The sequence below is a fragment of the Streptomyces sp. NPDC016309 genome, from assembly GCF_043077235.1.
Taxonomy (GTDB): domain Bacteria; phylum Actinomycetota; class Actinomycetes; order Streptomycetales; family Streptomycetaceae; genus Streptomyces.
In genome coordinates this window covers 654,169-667,358 of the sequence record NZ_JBIBSG010000001.1, presented here as the reverse complement: position 1 = coordinate 667,358, position 13,190 = coordinate 654,169, and the positions used below count along the sequence as shown (strand labels likewise).

Annotated in this window: 15 protein-coding genes; 6 read left to right on the top strand and 9 right to left on the bottom strand. The window is 73.1% G+C overall.

Annotated elements, in window-relative coordinates:
* Positions 1-84: 84 nt before the first annotated feature.
* Together ACF068_RS03025 and ACF068_RS03020 are read left to right on the top strand one after the other, a co-directional pair.
* Entirely contained in the window at positions 85-1,362 is a 1,278-nt protein-coding gene (locus tag ACF068_RS03025) for a thymidine phosphorylase (RefSeq protein ID WP_392272386.1), read from the top strand.
* A gap of 84 nt (positions 1,363-1,446) precedes the next feature.
* Positions 1,447-1,875 (top strand): STAS domain-containing protein, encoded by a 429-nt coding sequence (locus ACF068_RS03020; RefSeq protein ID WP_392272385.1) that lies wholly within the window; start codon positions 1,447-1,449, stop codon positions 1,873-1,875.
* On the opposite strand, the gene ACF068_RS03015 is transcribed toward ACF068_RS03020, so the two are convergent.
* From ACF068_RS03015 to ACF068_RS03005, 3 genes are all read right to left on the bottom strand, one after another.
* Entirely contained in the window at positions 1,769-2,740 is a 972-nt protein-coding gene (locus ACF068_RS03015) for a sigma-70 family RNA polymerase sigma factor (protein WP_392272384.1), read from the bottom strand. The genes ACF068_RS03020 and ACF068_RS03015 overlap by 107 nt on opposite strands.
* 68 nt (positions 2,741-2,808) lie before the next feature.
* The gene (locus tag ACF068_RS03010) at positions 2,809-3,504 is read right to left on the bottom strand and encodes a L,D-transpeptidase family protein (protein ID WP_392272383.1); all 696 of its coding nucleotides are present in this window, start codon (positions 3,502-3,504) and stop codon (positions 2,809-2,811) included.
* Between the two features lie 33 nt (positions 3,505-3,537).
* A complete protein-coding gene (locus ACF068_RS03005; RefSeq protein WP_392272382.1) occupies positions 3,538-4,827 on the bottom strand; it encodes an MFS transporter in 1,290 nt (429 codons plus the stop codon).
* A 62-nt stretch (positions 4,828-4,889) separates the two neighbouring features.
* Between ACF068_RS03005 and ACF068_RS03000 the strand changes: the two genes are divergently transcribed.
* On the top strand, positions 4,890-5,849 hold the full coding sequence (locus tag ACF068_RS03000) for a LysR family transcriptional regulator (protein WP_392272381.1): 960 nt from the start codon (positions 4,890-4,892) through the stop codon (positions 5,847-5,849).
* A gap of 56 nt (positions 5,850-5,905) precedes the next feature.
* Here the strand turns inward: ACF068_RS03000 and ACF068_RS02995 are convergent, their stop codons facing one another.
* Complete coding sequence (locus tag ACF068_RS02995; protein WP_392272380.1) at positions 5,906-6,676, bottom strand: alpha/beta hydrolase; 771 nt, start codon at positions 6,674-6,676, stop codon at positions 5,906-5,908.
* A 100-nt stretch (positions 6,677-6,776) separates the two neighbouring features.
* On the opposite strand from ACF068_RS02995, the gene ACF068_RS02990 reads away from it, so the two are divergent.
* Together ACF068_RS02990 and ACF068_RS02985 are read left to right on the top strand one after the other, a co-directional pair.
* On the top strand, positions 6,777-7,931 hold the full coding sequence (locus tag ACF068_RS02990) for an adenosine deaminase (RefSeq protein WP_392272379.1): 1,155 nt from the start codon (positions 6,777-6,779) through the stop codon (positions 7,929-7,931).
* Positions 7,932-8,060: 129 nt separating this feature from the next.
* A complete protein-coding gene (locus tag ACF068_RS02985) occupies positions 8,061-8,393 on the top strand; it encodes a hypothetical protein (RefSeq protein ID WP_392272378.1) in 333 nt (110 codons plus the stop codon).
* A 77-nt stretch (positions 8,394-8,470) separates the two neighbouring features.
* Here the strand turns inward: ACF068_RS02985 and ACF068_RS02980 are convergent, their stop codons facing one another.
* The 5 genes from ACF068_RS02980 to afsQ1 form a co-directional block, all read right to left on the bottom strand.
* Positions 8,471-8,671, bottom strand: a complete 201-nt coding sequence (locus ACF068_RS02980) for a PspC domain-containing protein (protein ID WP_392272377.1) — start codon at positions 8,669-8,671, stop codon at positions 8,471-8,473.
* Between the two features lie 79 nt (positions 8,672-8,750).
* Entirely contained in the window at positions 8,751-9,362 is a 612-nt protein-coding gene (locus ACF068_RS02975; RefSeq protein ID WP_392272376.1) for a VanZ family protein, read from the bottom strand.
* A gap of 126 nt (positions 9,363-9,488) precedes the next feature.
* Positions 9,489-10,106 carry a hypothetical protein gene (locus ACF068_RS02970; protein WP_392272683.1) on the bottom strand — a complete coding sequence of 206 codons (618 nt, stop codon included), beginning with the start codon at positions 10,104-10,106 and terminating at the stop codon, positions 9,489-9,491.
* Positions 10,093-11,586: an ATP-binding protein gene (locus ACF068_RS02965; RefSeq protein WP_392272375.1), complete on the bottom strand. Its 1,494-nt coding sequence runs from the start codon at positions 11,584-11,586 to the stop codon at positions 10,093-10,095. The genes ACF068_RS02970 and ACF068_RS02965 overlap by 14 nt, the downstream gene beginning before the upstream one ends.
* Complete coding sequence (afsQ1, locus tag ACF068_RS02960) at positions 11,583-12,260, bottom strand: two-component system response regulator AfsQ1 (protein ID WP_179166385.1); 678 nt, start codon at positions 12,258-12,260, stop codon at positions 11,583-11,585. The genes ACF068_RS02965 and afsQ1 overlap by 4 nt, the downstream gene beginning before the upstream one ends.
* 149 nt (positions 12,261-12,409) lie before the next feature.
* Here afsQ1 and ACF068_RS02955 point away from each other — a divergent pair, with 149 nt between their 5' ends.
* A complete protein-coding gene (locus ACF068_RS02955) occupies positions 12,410-13,147 on the top strand; it encodes a SigE family RNA polymerase sigma factor (RefSeq protein ID WP_392272374.1) in 738 nt (245 codons plus the stop codon).
* Positions 13,148-13,190 lie beyond the last annotated feature (43 nt).

The following is a 13,190-nucleotide window of genomic DNA, read 5'->3' as shown; positions in this document are numbered from 1 at the left end:
CGTCCTTCCTCCCCCCCTCTTCTCTATGCGCGTAGAGTCCGCGTGTAGGACAGTCCCATCCCGCTGGAAGGAACCCTTCAGACCATGGACGCGATTTCCGTCATCCGCACCAAGCGGGACAAGGGCGAGCTGACCCCCGAGCAGATCGACTGGGTCATCGACGCCTACACGCGCGGCGAGGTCGCCGACGAGCAGATGTCGGCACTGGCGATGGCGATCCTGCTGAACGGCATGAACCGTACGGAGATCGCCCGCTGGACCGCCGCGATGATCGCGAGCGGCGAGCGGATGGACTTCTCGTCCCTCTCCCGCCCCACCGCCGACAAGCACTCCACCGGCGGCGTCGGCGACAAGATCACCCTGCCGCTCGCTCCGCTGGTCGCCGCGTGCGGCGCCGCCGTACCGCAGCTCTCCGGCCGCGGCCTCGGCCACACCGGCGGCACGCTCGACAAGCTGGAGTCCATCCCCGGCTGGCGGGCCCTGCTCTCCAACGAGGAGATGCTGGACGTCCTCGACTCCACGGGCGCGGTGATCTGCGCGGCCGGTGACGGTCTCGCCCCCGCCGACAAGAAGCTCTACGCGCTGCGCGACGTCACCGGCACGGTCGAGGCGATCCCGCTGATCGCCAGCTCCATCATGTCCAAGAAGATCGCCGAGGGCACCGGCTCGCTGGTGCTGGACGTCAAGGTCGGCTCCGGCGCCTTCATGAAGAACCTCGCCGACGCCCGTGAGCTGGCCTCCACCATGGTGGGCCTCGGCACCGACCACGGCGTGAAGACGGTCGCCCTCCTCACCGACATGTCGACCCCGCTGGGCCTCACCGCGGGCAACGCCCTGGAGGTCCGCGAGTCCGTCGAGGTCCTCGCCGGCGGCGGCCCCGCCGACGTCGTGGAGCTCACCGTCGCGCTCGCCCGCGAGATGCTCGACGCGGCCGGCATCAAGGACGCCGACCCGGCGAAGGCCCTCGCGGACGGCTCCGCGATGGACGTCTGGCGCCGCATGATCGCCGCCCAGGGCGGTGACCCGGACGCCACCCTCCCGGTCGCCCGCGAGCAGCACGTCGTCACCGCCCCCGCCTCGGGCGTCCTCACCCGCCTGGACGCGTACGGCGTCGGCGTCGCCGCCTGGCGCCTCGGCGCCGGCCGGGCCCGCAAGGAGGACCCGGTGCAGGCCGGCGCGGGCGTCGAACTGCACGCCAAGCCGGGCGACACGGTCACGGCCGGCCAGCCGCTGCTCACCCTCCACACCGACACCCCGGAGAAGTTCGACTACGCCCTGAAGTCCCTGGACGGCGCCTACGACATCGCCGCCGAGGGCTCCGCGTACGAGCCGACCCCGGTCGTCATCGAGCGCATCGCCTGACCCGCGCACACCCGGACGCGGACGGGGCCCGGTGGACCTCCACCGGGCCCCGTCCGGCACGTGGGCCGGCGATGAGTTCCGGCGGTGGCGGTGGTCTGCTTCCCCGTGGACACATCGGATCCGAAAGTCTTCCGCGTCACCGGCCGGATCGGGCCCGCCGACGTCCCCCGTCTGTGCGGGGAACTGGCGGCGCTGCTCGCGGAGGGGGAGGCGGTGGGGGAGGAGCCGGGCGGCCGGGACGTCGTCTGCGACGCCGGCGGGATCGTCCGGCCCGACCTCACCACCCTGGACGCCCTCGCCCGGCTGTCCCTGACCGCCCGGCGGCTCGGCCACCGGATGACCGTCAGCGGGGCCCGGCCCGATCTGCGGGCGCTGTGCCGGCTGGCCGGCCTGGACGCCCTGCTCCTCACGCCTCCAGCCGGTCCGGAAGACCGAACAGGGGGAACCAGCGCCCGGTGTCCAGGAAGAAGTCCATCCCCCCGACCTTCCCGTCCGAGACCTCCAGGACGATGAGCGCCCACGGGGTGTACCCCGCGCCGTCCTCCGCCGGGTGGTAGTGGGCGAAGGCCGGGGAGCCGTTCGCCACGGTGGGCACCAGCCGGGACCCGCGGCAGACGTCACCGACGCCGAGCATCCAGCCCACGATGTCCTCGTGCCCGCGCAGCCACAGGTCGTACGGCGGCATGGACATCGTCGCGTCCTCGTGGAGCAGCGCCGTCAGCGCCTCCATGTCGTACCCCTCGAAGGCGGCGACGTAGCGGTCCAGCAGCCGCCGCTGCTCCTCGTCGAGCGGGTCGGCGGTGTCCGTGTCGGCCGGGGCGTGTTCGGCGAGCGTCGCCCGCGCGCGCTGCAAGGCGCTGTTGACCGAGGCGACCGTCGTCCCGAGCAGTTCGGCGACCTCGCTCGCCCGCCACGCCAGCACCTCGCGCAGGATCAGCACCGCCCGCTGCTTGGGCGGCAGATGCTGGAGCGCGGCGACGAACGCCAGCCGGATCGTCTCCCGCGCGACCGCCGTCTCCGCCGGATCGGTGACGGACGGCAGGACCCGCCCGTCCGGCACCGGCTCCAGCCAGGTGATCTCCGGGCGGGCGTCGAGCCGTGCCCGGGCCACCGGTGTCGGCGCGGACAGGTCCATCGGCCGCGCCCGCCGGTTGCCCGCGCTCAGCGCGTCCAGGCACACGTTGGTGGCGATCCGGTACAGCCAGGACCGCACCGAGGACCGGCCCTCGAACTTAGCGAGGCTCCGCCACGCCCGGACCATGGTGTCCTGGACGGCGTCCTCCGCCTCGAAGGCCGATCCCAGCATGCGGTAGCAGTAGCCGGTCAGCTCCGTCCGGTACCGCTCCAGGTCCGCCTGGTCGTCCGCCACATCCGTCATCGCGTCCACCCCGCTCACGCTTCCCTCGACACACGACGGAAGCTACCGGAGGGGACTGACAACGGGGCTCACGTACCGGGCTTGCGCCCGTACACGAACACGTCGTCGCCGTTCCTCAGCATGCTCCAGTACGCCTTCGCGTCGGCCTCGCGCATGTTGACGCAGCCGCGCGAGCCGGGCGGGTTGTACATGGACTTGCCGACCGAGTGGAAGGCCTGCCCGCCGTCGAAGAACTGCGCGTAGGGCATCCGCACCTTGTAGAGCGTCGACCAGTGGTCGATGTTGCGGTGGTAGATCTTCCGCGCGCCCGTACGGGTCTCGTCGCCGTCCCGGCCGGTCCGCACCGGCACCGGCCCGTACGCCAGCCCGGCGCCGTCCTGGATCCAGGAAAGCTGCCTGGTCAGGTCCACGCACGCGATGCGCCCCTTGTTCGTCGGGCACTTCCCCGCCGCGTTGGGGTTCTTCCCCGCCGCCCGCTGCTGGAGGATCGTGTTCATCGTGCGCCAGGTGACCTCACCCGCGTACCCGACGGACGGGGTGATCCCGTGCCAGCGCTGGAACGTCTGCGTCGCCTTGCAGTCGGCCGGCGACTGCTTCCCGTCCACCGGCCTGCCCATGAACTTCTCGACCTGCTTCTGGTACGGCCCGGTCGCCGTCGTACAGGACGCCGCCTGCGCCGGCGCGGCACCGAGCGCGACGGTCAGCGGCACGACCAGTCCCGTGAGGCCGAGCGCGACCCCGGCACGTCTGCGAATCCCACCCACGTACACCACTCCCCCTGGAGCCCCTTGTGGTTGTTATGCCCTTAGGACGCTCGGGGAAGCGGAGCGGTTGTACCGCTCGCGGGATTTCCGGTCCTCCACCCGCGCGGCATGCGTTCCGTACAGGGTGAGGGAGACGACCCCGAGGACGGCCACCAGCCCCAGCAGGACCGTGCCCGCCCAGCCCCCGGCGTGGAACGCGACCGCGCCCAGGGTGCCGCCCGCGCTGCTGCCCAGGTAGTACGCCGACTGGTACAGCGCCGACGCCTGGGCCCGCCCCGTCCGCGCGGTACGGCTCACCGACGACGAGGCGACCGCGTGGCCCGCGAAGAACCCGGCCGTGATCAGCACCAGGCCGGCCAGCACCGAGGCCAGGGCGTCCGACAGGGACAGCAGCAGCCCCGCCGCCGTCGTGGTCACCGCCAGGTACAGTGCCCCGCGCCGCCCCATCCGGCCCACGAGCCGGCCGGCCGCGGCCGACGACACCGTGCCGACCAGGTAGACCAGGAAGACCGAGCCGATCACGCCCTGCGGGAGCGAGAACGGCGCCTCGACGAGCCGGTACCCGATGACCGTGTACACGGCGCCGAACACCGTCATGAACAGCGCGCCGATCACGTACAGCCGCATCAGCAGCGGGTCCGACAGGTGCCGGCGCACCGTCCTCACCAGCGCGCGCGGGGCCGGCGAGCCGGGGGAGAAGTGCCGTGCCTCGGGGAGCAGCAGCCGGAACAGCACGGCGCACACCACGGCCAGCAGCCCCACCGCGGCGAGCGCGGCCCGCCAGCCCCAGACCTGGGCGACCCAGCCGGTGACGATCCGGCCGCTCATGCCGCCGATGCTGTTGCCCGCCACGAACAGGCCGATCGCGCCGACCAGCGCTTTGGGCCGCACTTCCTCCGCCAGGTACGCCATCGCCGACGCGGGCACCCCCGCGAGCGCGGCGCCCTGCACGGCGCGCAGCGCCACCAGCCACTCCAGGCTCGGCGCCAGCGGCACGAGCAGACCCAGGACGACGGCGACCGCGAGCGAGGCGGTCATCAGGGTGCGGCGGCCGAACCGCTCGGACAGGGCGCTCAGCGGCAGGACGCACAGGGCCAGCGCGCCGGTCGCGGCGGACACCGACCAGGAGGCGGCCGACGCGCTCACGCCGAAGCCGGCGGAGACGGCCGGGAGCAGGGCCTGCGTCGAGTAGAGGAGGGCGAAGGTGGCGACTCCGGCGGCGAAGAGCGCGAAGCTCATCCGGCGGTGGCCGGGCCGGCCGGGGGAAAGGCGGAGGTCGGCGACCGCGTCGGTGGCGGCCGCCTTGGTACTGGCGGAAGGCATGTCTCGACCGTAGGCACCCCGGTTTGATGCGTCCAATGCACGGAACGGCTTTAATCGTTCCCATGGCGCATAACCGCAGTTCACCGGAGTGGCTGTCACCGAACAGTAACGAAGAAGACATGGGCCTGCTGCTCGCGCCACGGCTCGCGTACTTCGCCGCGGTCGCCCGCCACGAGCACGTGACGCGCGCCGCCCAGGAGATCGGCGTCCCGCAGTCGACGCTGTCGCGGGCCATGGTGCGCCTGGAACAGGACCTCGGGGTCGCGCTGTTCGCCCGCAAGGGCCGCACCGTCTCGCTCACCCCGGCCGGGCGCACCTTCCTGGCCTCCGCCGAGCGGGCGCTGGCGGAGGTGGAGCGCTCGGCCGACGCGGTACGGGCGGACGCCGACCCCTCCGCGGGGCGGGTCGCCTTCGGGTTCCTGCACACCCTGGGCTCGGAGACCGTCCCCGGGCTGATCCGGGCCTTCCGGGTGGACCACCCCCGGGTCCGGTTCACGCTCGTCCAGAACTACGGGGAGGCCATGATCGAGCGCCTCCGCGCCGGCGACCTGGACCTGTGCCTGACGTCCCCGGTGCCGGACGCCCCCGACCTCGTGGCCCGCCGCCTGGACGAGCAGCGGCTGCGGCTCGTCGTCCCGGACGACCACCGGCTGGCGGGGCGCAGGCGGGTCCGCCTGGCGGAGGCGGCCGAGGAAACGTTCGTCACCCTGGAGCCCGGGTACGGGCTGCGCCGCATCACCGACGCCCTGTGCGCCGAGGCGGGCTTCACGCCCCGGATCGCCTTCGAGGGCGAGGAGGCCGAGACGCTGCGCGGCCTGGTCGCGGCGGGCCTCGGCGTCGCGCTGCTCCCGCCCCCGGCCGTCCCGCGCCCCGGCGTCGTCGAGCTCACGGTCACGGCACCCCGGGCCGCCCGCGAGATCGGTGTCGCCTGGCTGGACGGGCACCCGGACACCCCGCCGGTGGCCGCCTTCAAACGGTTCCTGCTGTCCCGCCGGGGCCGCCTCCTCAGCGAACCGGAGTAGACCGCCCGACGCCCCCGTACCGCCGCGCCGCCCCCGTACCGCCGGGCCCGCCGCGCCTACCGCCCGCGGGCTCCGCCGAAGCCGGAGGCCAGCGGCATCCGCAGGCCCAGCGGCGGCGGGGCGGCCAGGGCGTCGGCGACCGGGCGGGAGAAGGGGTGGCCGAACAGGGCGCCCAGGACGAAGTCCGCGGCCAGGGCGGTCACTTCCGCGTGGTGCTCCCGCAGCCCGTGCCCGTCCGAGTGGACCTCGAACCGGCAGGTGTCGCGGTTGGCCTTCTTGGCCCGCTCGGCCAGCCGGAAGGACAGCTCCGGGTCCGTACGCGCGTCGTTCGTGCCGTGCGCGATCAGCACGTGACGCCCGGCGAGCTGTTTCACCGGTTCGGGTGTCGCCGCCACGTCGTCCTCGGGCAGCCAAGGGGCGAGCGCCAGCACCGCGTTGACTGCCGTGTGGCCCGCCGCGCGCAGCGCCGCCCGGCCGCCCATCCCCCGCCCGGCCAGACAGACCGGGACGTCCCCGTAGCGGCGCACCGCCTCGGAGGCCGCCCACCGCGCGTCCTCCGCGAGCCGGGCGTCCGCCCCGTTCCAGCCCCGCCCCCGGTAGCGGACCACGTGCGCCACCAGGCCCTCCGCCCGGCCCGCGGCGGCCAGGCGGCGCGCCAGCGGGACGGCCGCCGCGTGGGCGAGCGCCGACGGGCCGCGCCCCGAGACCGGTTCCCCGTCCGGCAGGAGCAGCACCACGCCGCCCACCGCCGTGCCGGATGTTCCCACGGGCCTGCCCAGCCTGGGCGCCCGCGCCCCTCCCGTACCTACGAGTGCGTGGTGTGCCATGGCAGAACAGTCTCAGAAGCCGAGATGTACGCGCCCCGTACACGCGGTCACCGTTACGTATCGACGCGCCTTCTACGCGCGTAGGGGCTAGAGTTCGAAAATGACGAGCCAGACACCGCACATCCCGACCGCGGACCAGATCCGCCGCGCCCCCAAGGTGCTGCTCCACGACCACCTCGACGGCGGTCTGCGCCCCGGCACCGTCCTCGACCTGGCCGACGCGACCGGCTACACGGCGCTCCCCGAGCACGAGCCGGACAAGCTCGGTCTCTGGTTCCGGGAGGCCGCCGACTCCGGTTCGCTGGAGCGCTACCTGGAGACCTTCGCCCACACCTGCGCCGTCATGCAGACCCGCGAGGCCCTCGTCCGCGTCGCCGCCGAGTGCGCCGAGGACCTCGCCGAGGACGGTGTGGTGTACGCGGAGGTGCGGTACGCCCCCGAGCAGCACCTCGACAAGGGGCTCACCCTCGAAGAGGTCGTCGAGGCCGTCAACGAGGGCTTCCGCCTCGGTGAGCGGCGCGCCCGCGAGAGCGGCCGCCGCATCCGCGTCGGCGCCCTGCTGACCGCCATGCGGCACGCCGCCCGTGCCCTGGAGATCGCCGAACTGGCCAACCGTTACCGCGACAAGGGCGTCGCCGGCTTCGACATCGCGGGTGCCGAGGCCGGTTACCCGCCCACCCGCCACCTCGACGCCTTCGAGTACCTCAAGCGCGAGAACAACCACTTCACCATCCACGCGGGCGAGGCCTTCGGCCTGCCGTCCATCTGGCAGGCGCTCCAGTGGTGCGGCGCCGACCGGCTGGGCCACGGCGTGCGGATCATCGACGACATCCAGGTCGCCGAGGACGGCACCGTCACCCTCGGCCGGCTCGCCGCGTACGTACGCGACAAGCGCATCCCGCTGGAACTGTGCCCGACCTCCAACCTCCAGACCGGCGCCGCCCCGTCGTACGCCGAGCACCCCATCGGGCTGCTGCGCACCCTGCACTTCCGGGCCACGGTCAACACCGACAACCGGTTGATGTCGGGCACCAGCATGAGCCGCGAATTCGAGCTGCTGACCGGTACGTTCGGCTACACGCTCGACGACATGCAGTGGTTCACCGTCAATGCGATGAAATCAGCATTCATTCCTTTCGATGAACGACTGGCGATGATCAATGACGTCATCAAGCCGGGGTACGCCGAGTTGAAGTCCGAATGGCTGTTCCGGCAGACCGCTGCGACCAGCGATGTCTCGCCGAAAACCCCCTGAACACGCCCTTGTCCGGACGGCCGGGAATCCCATGACCCGGCCGCTCGGGGTGTTTGCGGGCGTCACGGGACGATGACTAAGTTGCAGAGCCGCTCATCTTTCCCCGAGTTCCCGCAAGGACGACATTCGATGAAGCAGTCCGCCGCCAAGACCCTCGGTGTCGCCGCTCTCGGCGCCGCGTTCGCCGCCACCGCCGCCGGCACCGCCTCCGCGGCCACCACGACGCCCACCAGCGCCGCGCTGGGCGCCGCCACCGCCACCGCGGTGCCGGTCCTCCAGTCCGCCGTCGAGCAGGCTCCGAACAACGCCACCGAACTGCTCGGCACCGGCCAGGAGCTGGCGGGCGCCGCCACCAAGAACGCCTCCGTCCAGGGCCTGCCCATCGACCCGGCCGCCGCCACCGGCCTCCTCGGCGGCCTGCCCATCGGCGGCTCCCTCCCGGTCGCCGGTCTCGGCGCCTGAGCCACCGGCAGCCGCGTACGCGCCTGGGGCGCCCGCCTTCACACAAGGCGGGCGCCCCAGGCGCGTACGCGTGACGATCACCAGGCCGGCTTGGCGGCCTTTTCCGACGGCAGCAGCATCCACAGCGCCAGGTACAGCAGGAACTGCGGTCCGGGCAGCAGGCACGACGCCACGAAGAGCACGCGCATCGTCGTCGCGGAGGTGCCGAAGCGCCGTGCCAGCGCTGCGCACACTCCGCCGATCACGCGTCCGTCACGGGGGCGGGCAAGTGCGGCCATGGTGGGCTCCTTCGCGGGAGGAAGTCGAATCTCATCGATGACTCCATCCTCGCCCCGAAGGCCCGGACAAAACGTCGGACTACGGGGCGACACCGACCCTGGGAATCCTCGGGGTCGCACCCTGAGAGACGTCCTCCCGCAGCAGCCCCATCCCGCGCCGGCCCCGGCCCCGGCCGCCACCGCCGGCCGCCCGCGGGCCCCCGTCCCGGCCCGGCCCCCGGTCCCGGCGCCGCAGCCGCCCCCGCCACGCGGGCACCACCGCGAGGTGCGCCAGCGCCACGCCCGTGGTGTTCAGCAGCAGGGCGTCCACGTCCACGACCCGGCCCGGCACCGCCGTCTGAAGCAGCTCGATGCCCAGCGACACCAGCGCGCCCGCCACGACCGTCCGGGCCAGCGACGCCCACGGGGAGACCGCCAGCCGGCCGCCCGCCATGGGCAGCAGCACACCCAGCGGGGCCAGCAGCAGCAGGCCCGCGCCGATCCGTCTCGCGGCCTCGGCCGGACCGAGCGCCAGATCGGCCTTGATCCCGGCCAGGGGTTCCAGATTGGCCGCCGTCACCCACATCACGTCCCGCGGCCGGAGCGTCAGCCACGCCACGAGCACCAGATGGGCGATGAGGAGGATGAGCCCCGCCGCGCGGAAGCGGATGACGGCACTGCCGTCCGTACCAAGACGCTGCACGCCCCCCAAGACGCGCCGACCGGCACGATCGGTTCCGCCCCCGGGACGGTCGACAACACCGCCTTCTTCGCCCGGGCCGCCCACCCGCCCGGGCCGGTGCCACCGGGCCTGTGCCACCGGGCCCGGGCAGCGGGCTCAGGAGGCCGGCCGGGTCGGGACCGCCGAGTCGGGGCGTTCCCTGAGCTGGGCCGTGCACGCGTAGCGCCGCACCGGGTAGGAACCCGGCCCGCCGAGCAGCGCCGAGCCGCCCTCCGCGGTCGCGCCGTTCTCCGCGTACGTGCACACGATCTGCGACAGTGCCGCCGCGGGCAGGTCCTCCGGCTGACGGCTCAGCCGCAGCGACCCCTCCGGATCGCCCTCCCGGCCCGCCGACACCGTCAGCGGACCCTCCACCGAGGTGGTGAACCCGGCCTCGCGCTCGCCCGCCGACGGCTCGGCCAGGAGCTGGTTCAGCAGCGCCCGGGCCACCGCGACCCGGCCGCCGCCCGGGTTCTTGTCGCCGGACTCCGGGACCGTACGGTCCACCGCCTCCAGGCCCGACGCGCACACCAGGTACACCCGGACCGGCACCGGCTGCTGCAACTGCGCCTGCGGAGCGACGTCCCCGCCCGACACGCTGCACGGCAGCCGCGACGGCGCGGCGCCCGCGTCGACCGGCACCGACGTCGTACGGATCCCGCAGCCGGCGAGCACGGCGGCCAGCACCGCGACCCCCGCCAGCGCCACCGGACCCCGCCGCTCACGCACCCCCATCACCGCCACCCTCCCGCTCCTCGCCGTCCGGCGCGCCGGTGGCGGAGGCGTCGCGCGGCAGCCGCAGCACGAACACCGCCCCGTCGCCGTCCGGCGAGTTGGCCGCCGTGATGTCCCCGCCGTGGATCAGGGCGTTCTCCATCGCGATCGACAGGCCCAGACCCGACCCCTCCGAACGCGGCCGCGACGCGCTCGCCTTGTAGAACCGGTCGAAGACGTGCGGCAGCACCTCCCCGGGGATGCCCGGCCCGTGGTCGCGCACCTCGATGAAGAGGTCGTCGTCCACCGTCCGCACCGACACCCGCACCGGCGACCCGCCGTGCTTGAGCGCGTTGCCGATCAGGTTGGCGAGGATCACGTCCAGCCGGCGCGGGTCCAGCCGCGCCATCGTCCCGCGCTCGGCGTCCAGCTCGACCGCGTCCAGCCAGGCCCGCGCGTCGATGCACGCGGTGACCTGGTCGACCACGTCCACGTCGTCCAGCACGAGCCGTGCCGTGCCCGCGTCGAAGCGGGTCACCTCCATCAGGTTCTCCACCAGCGTGTTCAGCCGCCGGGTCTCACTGACCACCAGGGCGACGGCCGGCGCGATCATCGGATCGAGGCCGTCCTCCTCTTCCTCCAGCACCTCCGTCACGGCGGTCAGCGCGGTCAGCGGCGTCCGCAGCTCGTGGGACATGTCCGCCACGAACCGGCGGCTGGACTCCTCCCGCGCGCTCATGTCCGCGACCTTCTTCTGGAGGCTCTCCGCCGCGCTGTTGAAGGTCCGGGACAGGTCGGCCAGCTCGTCCGTGCCCGACACCCGCAGCCGGGTGTCCAGCTCGCCCTCACCCAGCCGCCGCGCCGCCTCGCCGAGCCGGTGCACCGGCTTCAGTACGGTCGTCGCCGCCGCCTGCGCCAGCAGCGCCGAGACGATCAGCGCCAGCGCGGACGCGATCCCGAGCGACCACGCCAGTGAGTTCAGGTCCTGGCGCTCGGGTTCCAGCGACTTGAACATGTACCCGGTCGGCCCGCCGCCCACGATCCGCGTACCGCCGACCAGGTAGGGGGTGCCGTCCCGCGTCGTCCGCTGCCAGAACAGGTGGTACGGGAACCGGTTGCCGTCCGCCACCTCCTGGCGCTCGTTCACCGCGAGCCGCAGCGTCTCGGGCACGTCGTCCATCGTGAACCGGTCCGGGTCCGACACCCCCACGATCGGCTTGCCCTTGGCCCGCTCGCCCAGCAGCACCACGCCGTAGCCGACACCGCCCGACGACATCTCCTCGGCCGTGCGCCGCAGCTCCTCCTGCGTCGGCCGCAGCGGCAGCGTGGCGGCCCGCCGCTGCATCTCCTGGCGGAAGTCGTTCAGCGCCGAGTCCTGCGTCCGCTGGAGCACCGCCTCCCGGTTGAGCCAGTACGCGATGCCCGACGCGGAGGCGGCGGCCGTCAGCGCGACGAGGGCGAAGACCACGACGAGGCGCAGCCGCAGACTCGTCCGCCTCACGCAGGCACGTCCAGCCGGTAGCCCACACCCCGGACCGTGCGGATCAGGGTCGGCGAGGACGGCACGTCCTCCACCTTCGCCCGCAGCCGCTGGACGCACGCGTCCACCAGGCGCGAGTCGCCCAGGTAGTCGTGCTCCCACACCAGCCGCAGCAACTGCTGCCGGGACAGCGCCTGACCGGGGCGGCGGGACAGCTCCAGCAGCAGCCGCAGCTCCGTCGGCGTGAGCTGGAGGTCCTCGCCGTTCTTCGTCACGGTCATCGCCGACCGGTCGATCACCAGCGATCCGAAGGTCGCCGAGTCCGTCGACTCACGCTCGCCGCGCCGCAGCACCGCCCGGATCCGCGCGTCCAGCACCCGCCCCTGCACCGGCTTGACGACGTAGTCGTCCGCACCGGACTCCAGGCCCACGACCACGTCGATGTCGTCGCTGCGCGCGGTCAGCAGGATGATCGGCAACTGGTCGGTACGCCGGATCCGGCGGCACACCTCGAAACCGTCGATGCCGGGCAGCATCACGTCCAGCACGATCAGGTCCGGCCGCTGCTCGCGCAGCAGTTTCAGGCCGTCCTCGCCCGTCGCCGCGGTGGCCACTTTGTGGCCCTGGCGGGAGAGCGAGAGTTCGAGGGCCGTGCGGATGGAATCGTCGTCCTCGATCAGCAACAGGAAAGGCACGCCGTCATTCTGTCCCATGGGGGCCGGACAGTTCGACCGCCGGGGCCTGTGACAGGTCTGTGACAGTCGGCGGACACCGCTATGAAGTGGCCCCGGCAGAGTCATTGGCACACGGACCGAAACGGACTCCAACCGACGGGGGGCGCGAGATGAACGCACTGCACAGCACCACCTCCAGCGCAGTTGTCACGCGTCTCCACGACGTCACGCGGAGCACGGAGAAGTCCGGTGCCGTGAACGGGCGGGGGTGCGTTCGCAGCGCCGGGCGTCAGCACAAGGCGCCGTACATGGTCGCCGTGACTGACGGGGGAACGGCGTACGGGGAGGCAACGGGGGAGCGGACGAACCTCACGGAGGCTGCGAATGCCGAAGCGGCGTTCACCGCCTACGTGACGGAGCGCCGCGCCTCCCTGTACGCCACCGCCTACCACCTCACCGGTGACCGGTTCGAGGCGGAGGACCTGCTCCAGAGCGCGCTGTTCTCGACGTACCGCGCCTGGGAGCGCATCAGCGACAAGGCGGCGGTCGGCGGCTACCTGCGCCGCACCATGACGAACCTGCACATCAGCGCCTGGCGGCGGCGGAAGATCGACGAGTACCCGACCGAGGAACTCCCGGAGTCCGCCGGCGACACCGACGCGATGCGCGGCACGGAACTGCGCGCGGTGCTGTGGCAGGCGCTCGCCCGGCTGCCCGAACTCCAGCGCACCATGCTGGTGCTGCGCTACTACGAGGGCCGTACGGATCCGGAGATCGCGGAGATCCTGGACATCAGTGTCGGCACGGTGAAGTCGAGCATCTGGCGGTCGCTCCGCCGGCTGCGCGAGGACGAGGTCCTCAGCTTCGGCCGTGACGAGGAGGAGTCCTTCGGCCAGCTCGTGGCCTGAAGGCAGGGGGGCCGGTCGCGGTTTCGGGGGAGACGGCGGACGG

Bases quoted from the DNA above. Each gene is read 5' to 3' on its own strand.
- ACF068_RS03025 (WP_392272386.1), top strand. From the start codon at position 85: ATGGACGCGATTTCCGTCATCCGCACCAAGCGGGACAAGGGCGAGCTG.
- ACF068_RS03015 (WP_392272384.1), bottom strand. From the start codon at position 2,740: ATGACGGATGTGGCGGACGACCAGGCGGACCTGGAGCGGTACCGGACG.
- ACF068_RS03005 (WP_392272382.1), bottom strand. From the start codon at position 4,827: ATGCCTTCCGCCAGTACCAAGGCGGCCGCCACCGACGCGGTCGCCGAC.
- ACF068_RS03000 (WP_392272381.1), top strand. From the start codon at position 4,890: ATGGCGCATAACCGCAGTTCACCGGAGTGGCTGTCACCGAACAGTAAC.
- ACF068_RS02995 (WP_392272380.1), bottom strand. From the start codon at position 6,676: ATGGCACACCACGCACTCGTAGGTACGGGAGGGGCGCGGGCGCCCAGG.
- ACF068_RS02990 (WP_392272379.1), top strand. From the start codon at position 6,777: ATGACGAGCCAGACACCGCACATCCCGACCGCGGACCAGATCCGCCGC.
- ACF068_RS02985 (WP_392272378.1), top strand. From the start codon at position 8,061: ATGAAGCAGTCCGCCGCCAAGACCCTCGGTGTCGCCGCTCTCGGCGCC.
- ACF068_RS02980 (WP_392272377.1), bottom strand. From the start codon at position 8,671: ATGGCCGCACTTGCCCGCCCCCGTGACGGACGCGTGATCGGCGGAGTG.
- ACF068_RS02970 (WP_392272683.1), bottom strand. From the start codon at position 10,106: ATGGGGGTGCGTGAGCGGCGGGGTCCGGTGGCGCTGGCGGGGGTCGCG.
- ACF068_RS02955 (WP_392272374.1), top strand. From the start codon at position 12,410: ATGAACGCACTGCACAGCACCACCTCCAGCGCAGTTGTCACGCGTCTC.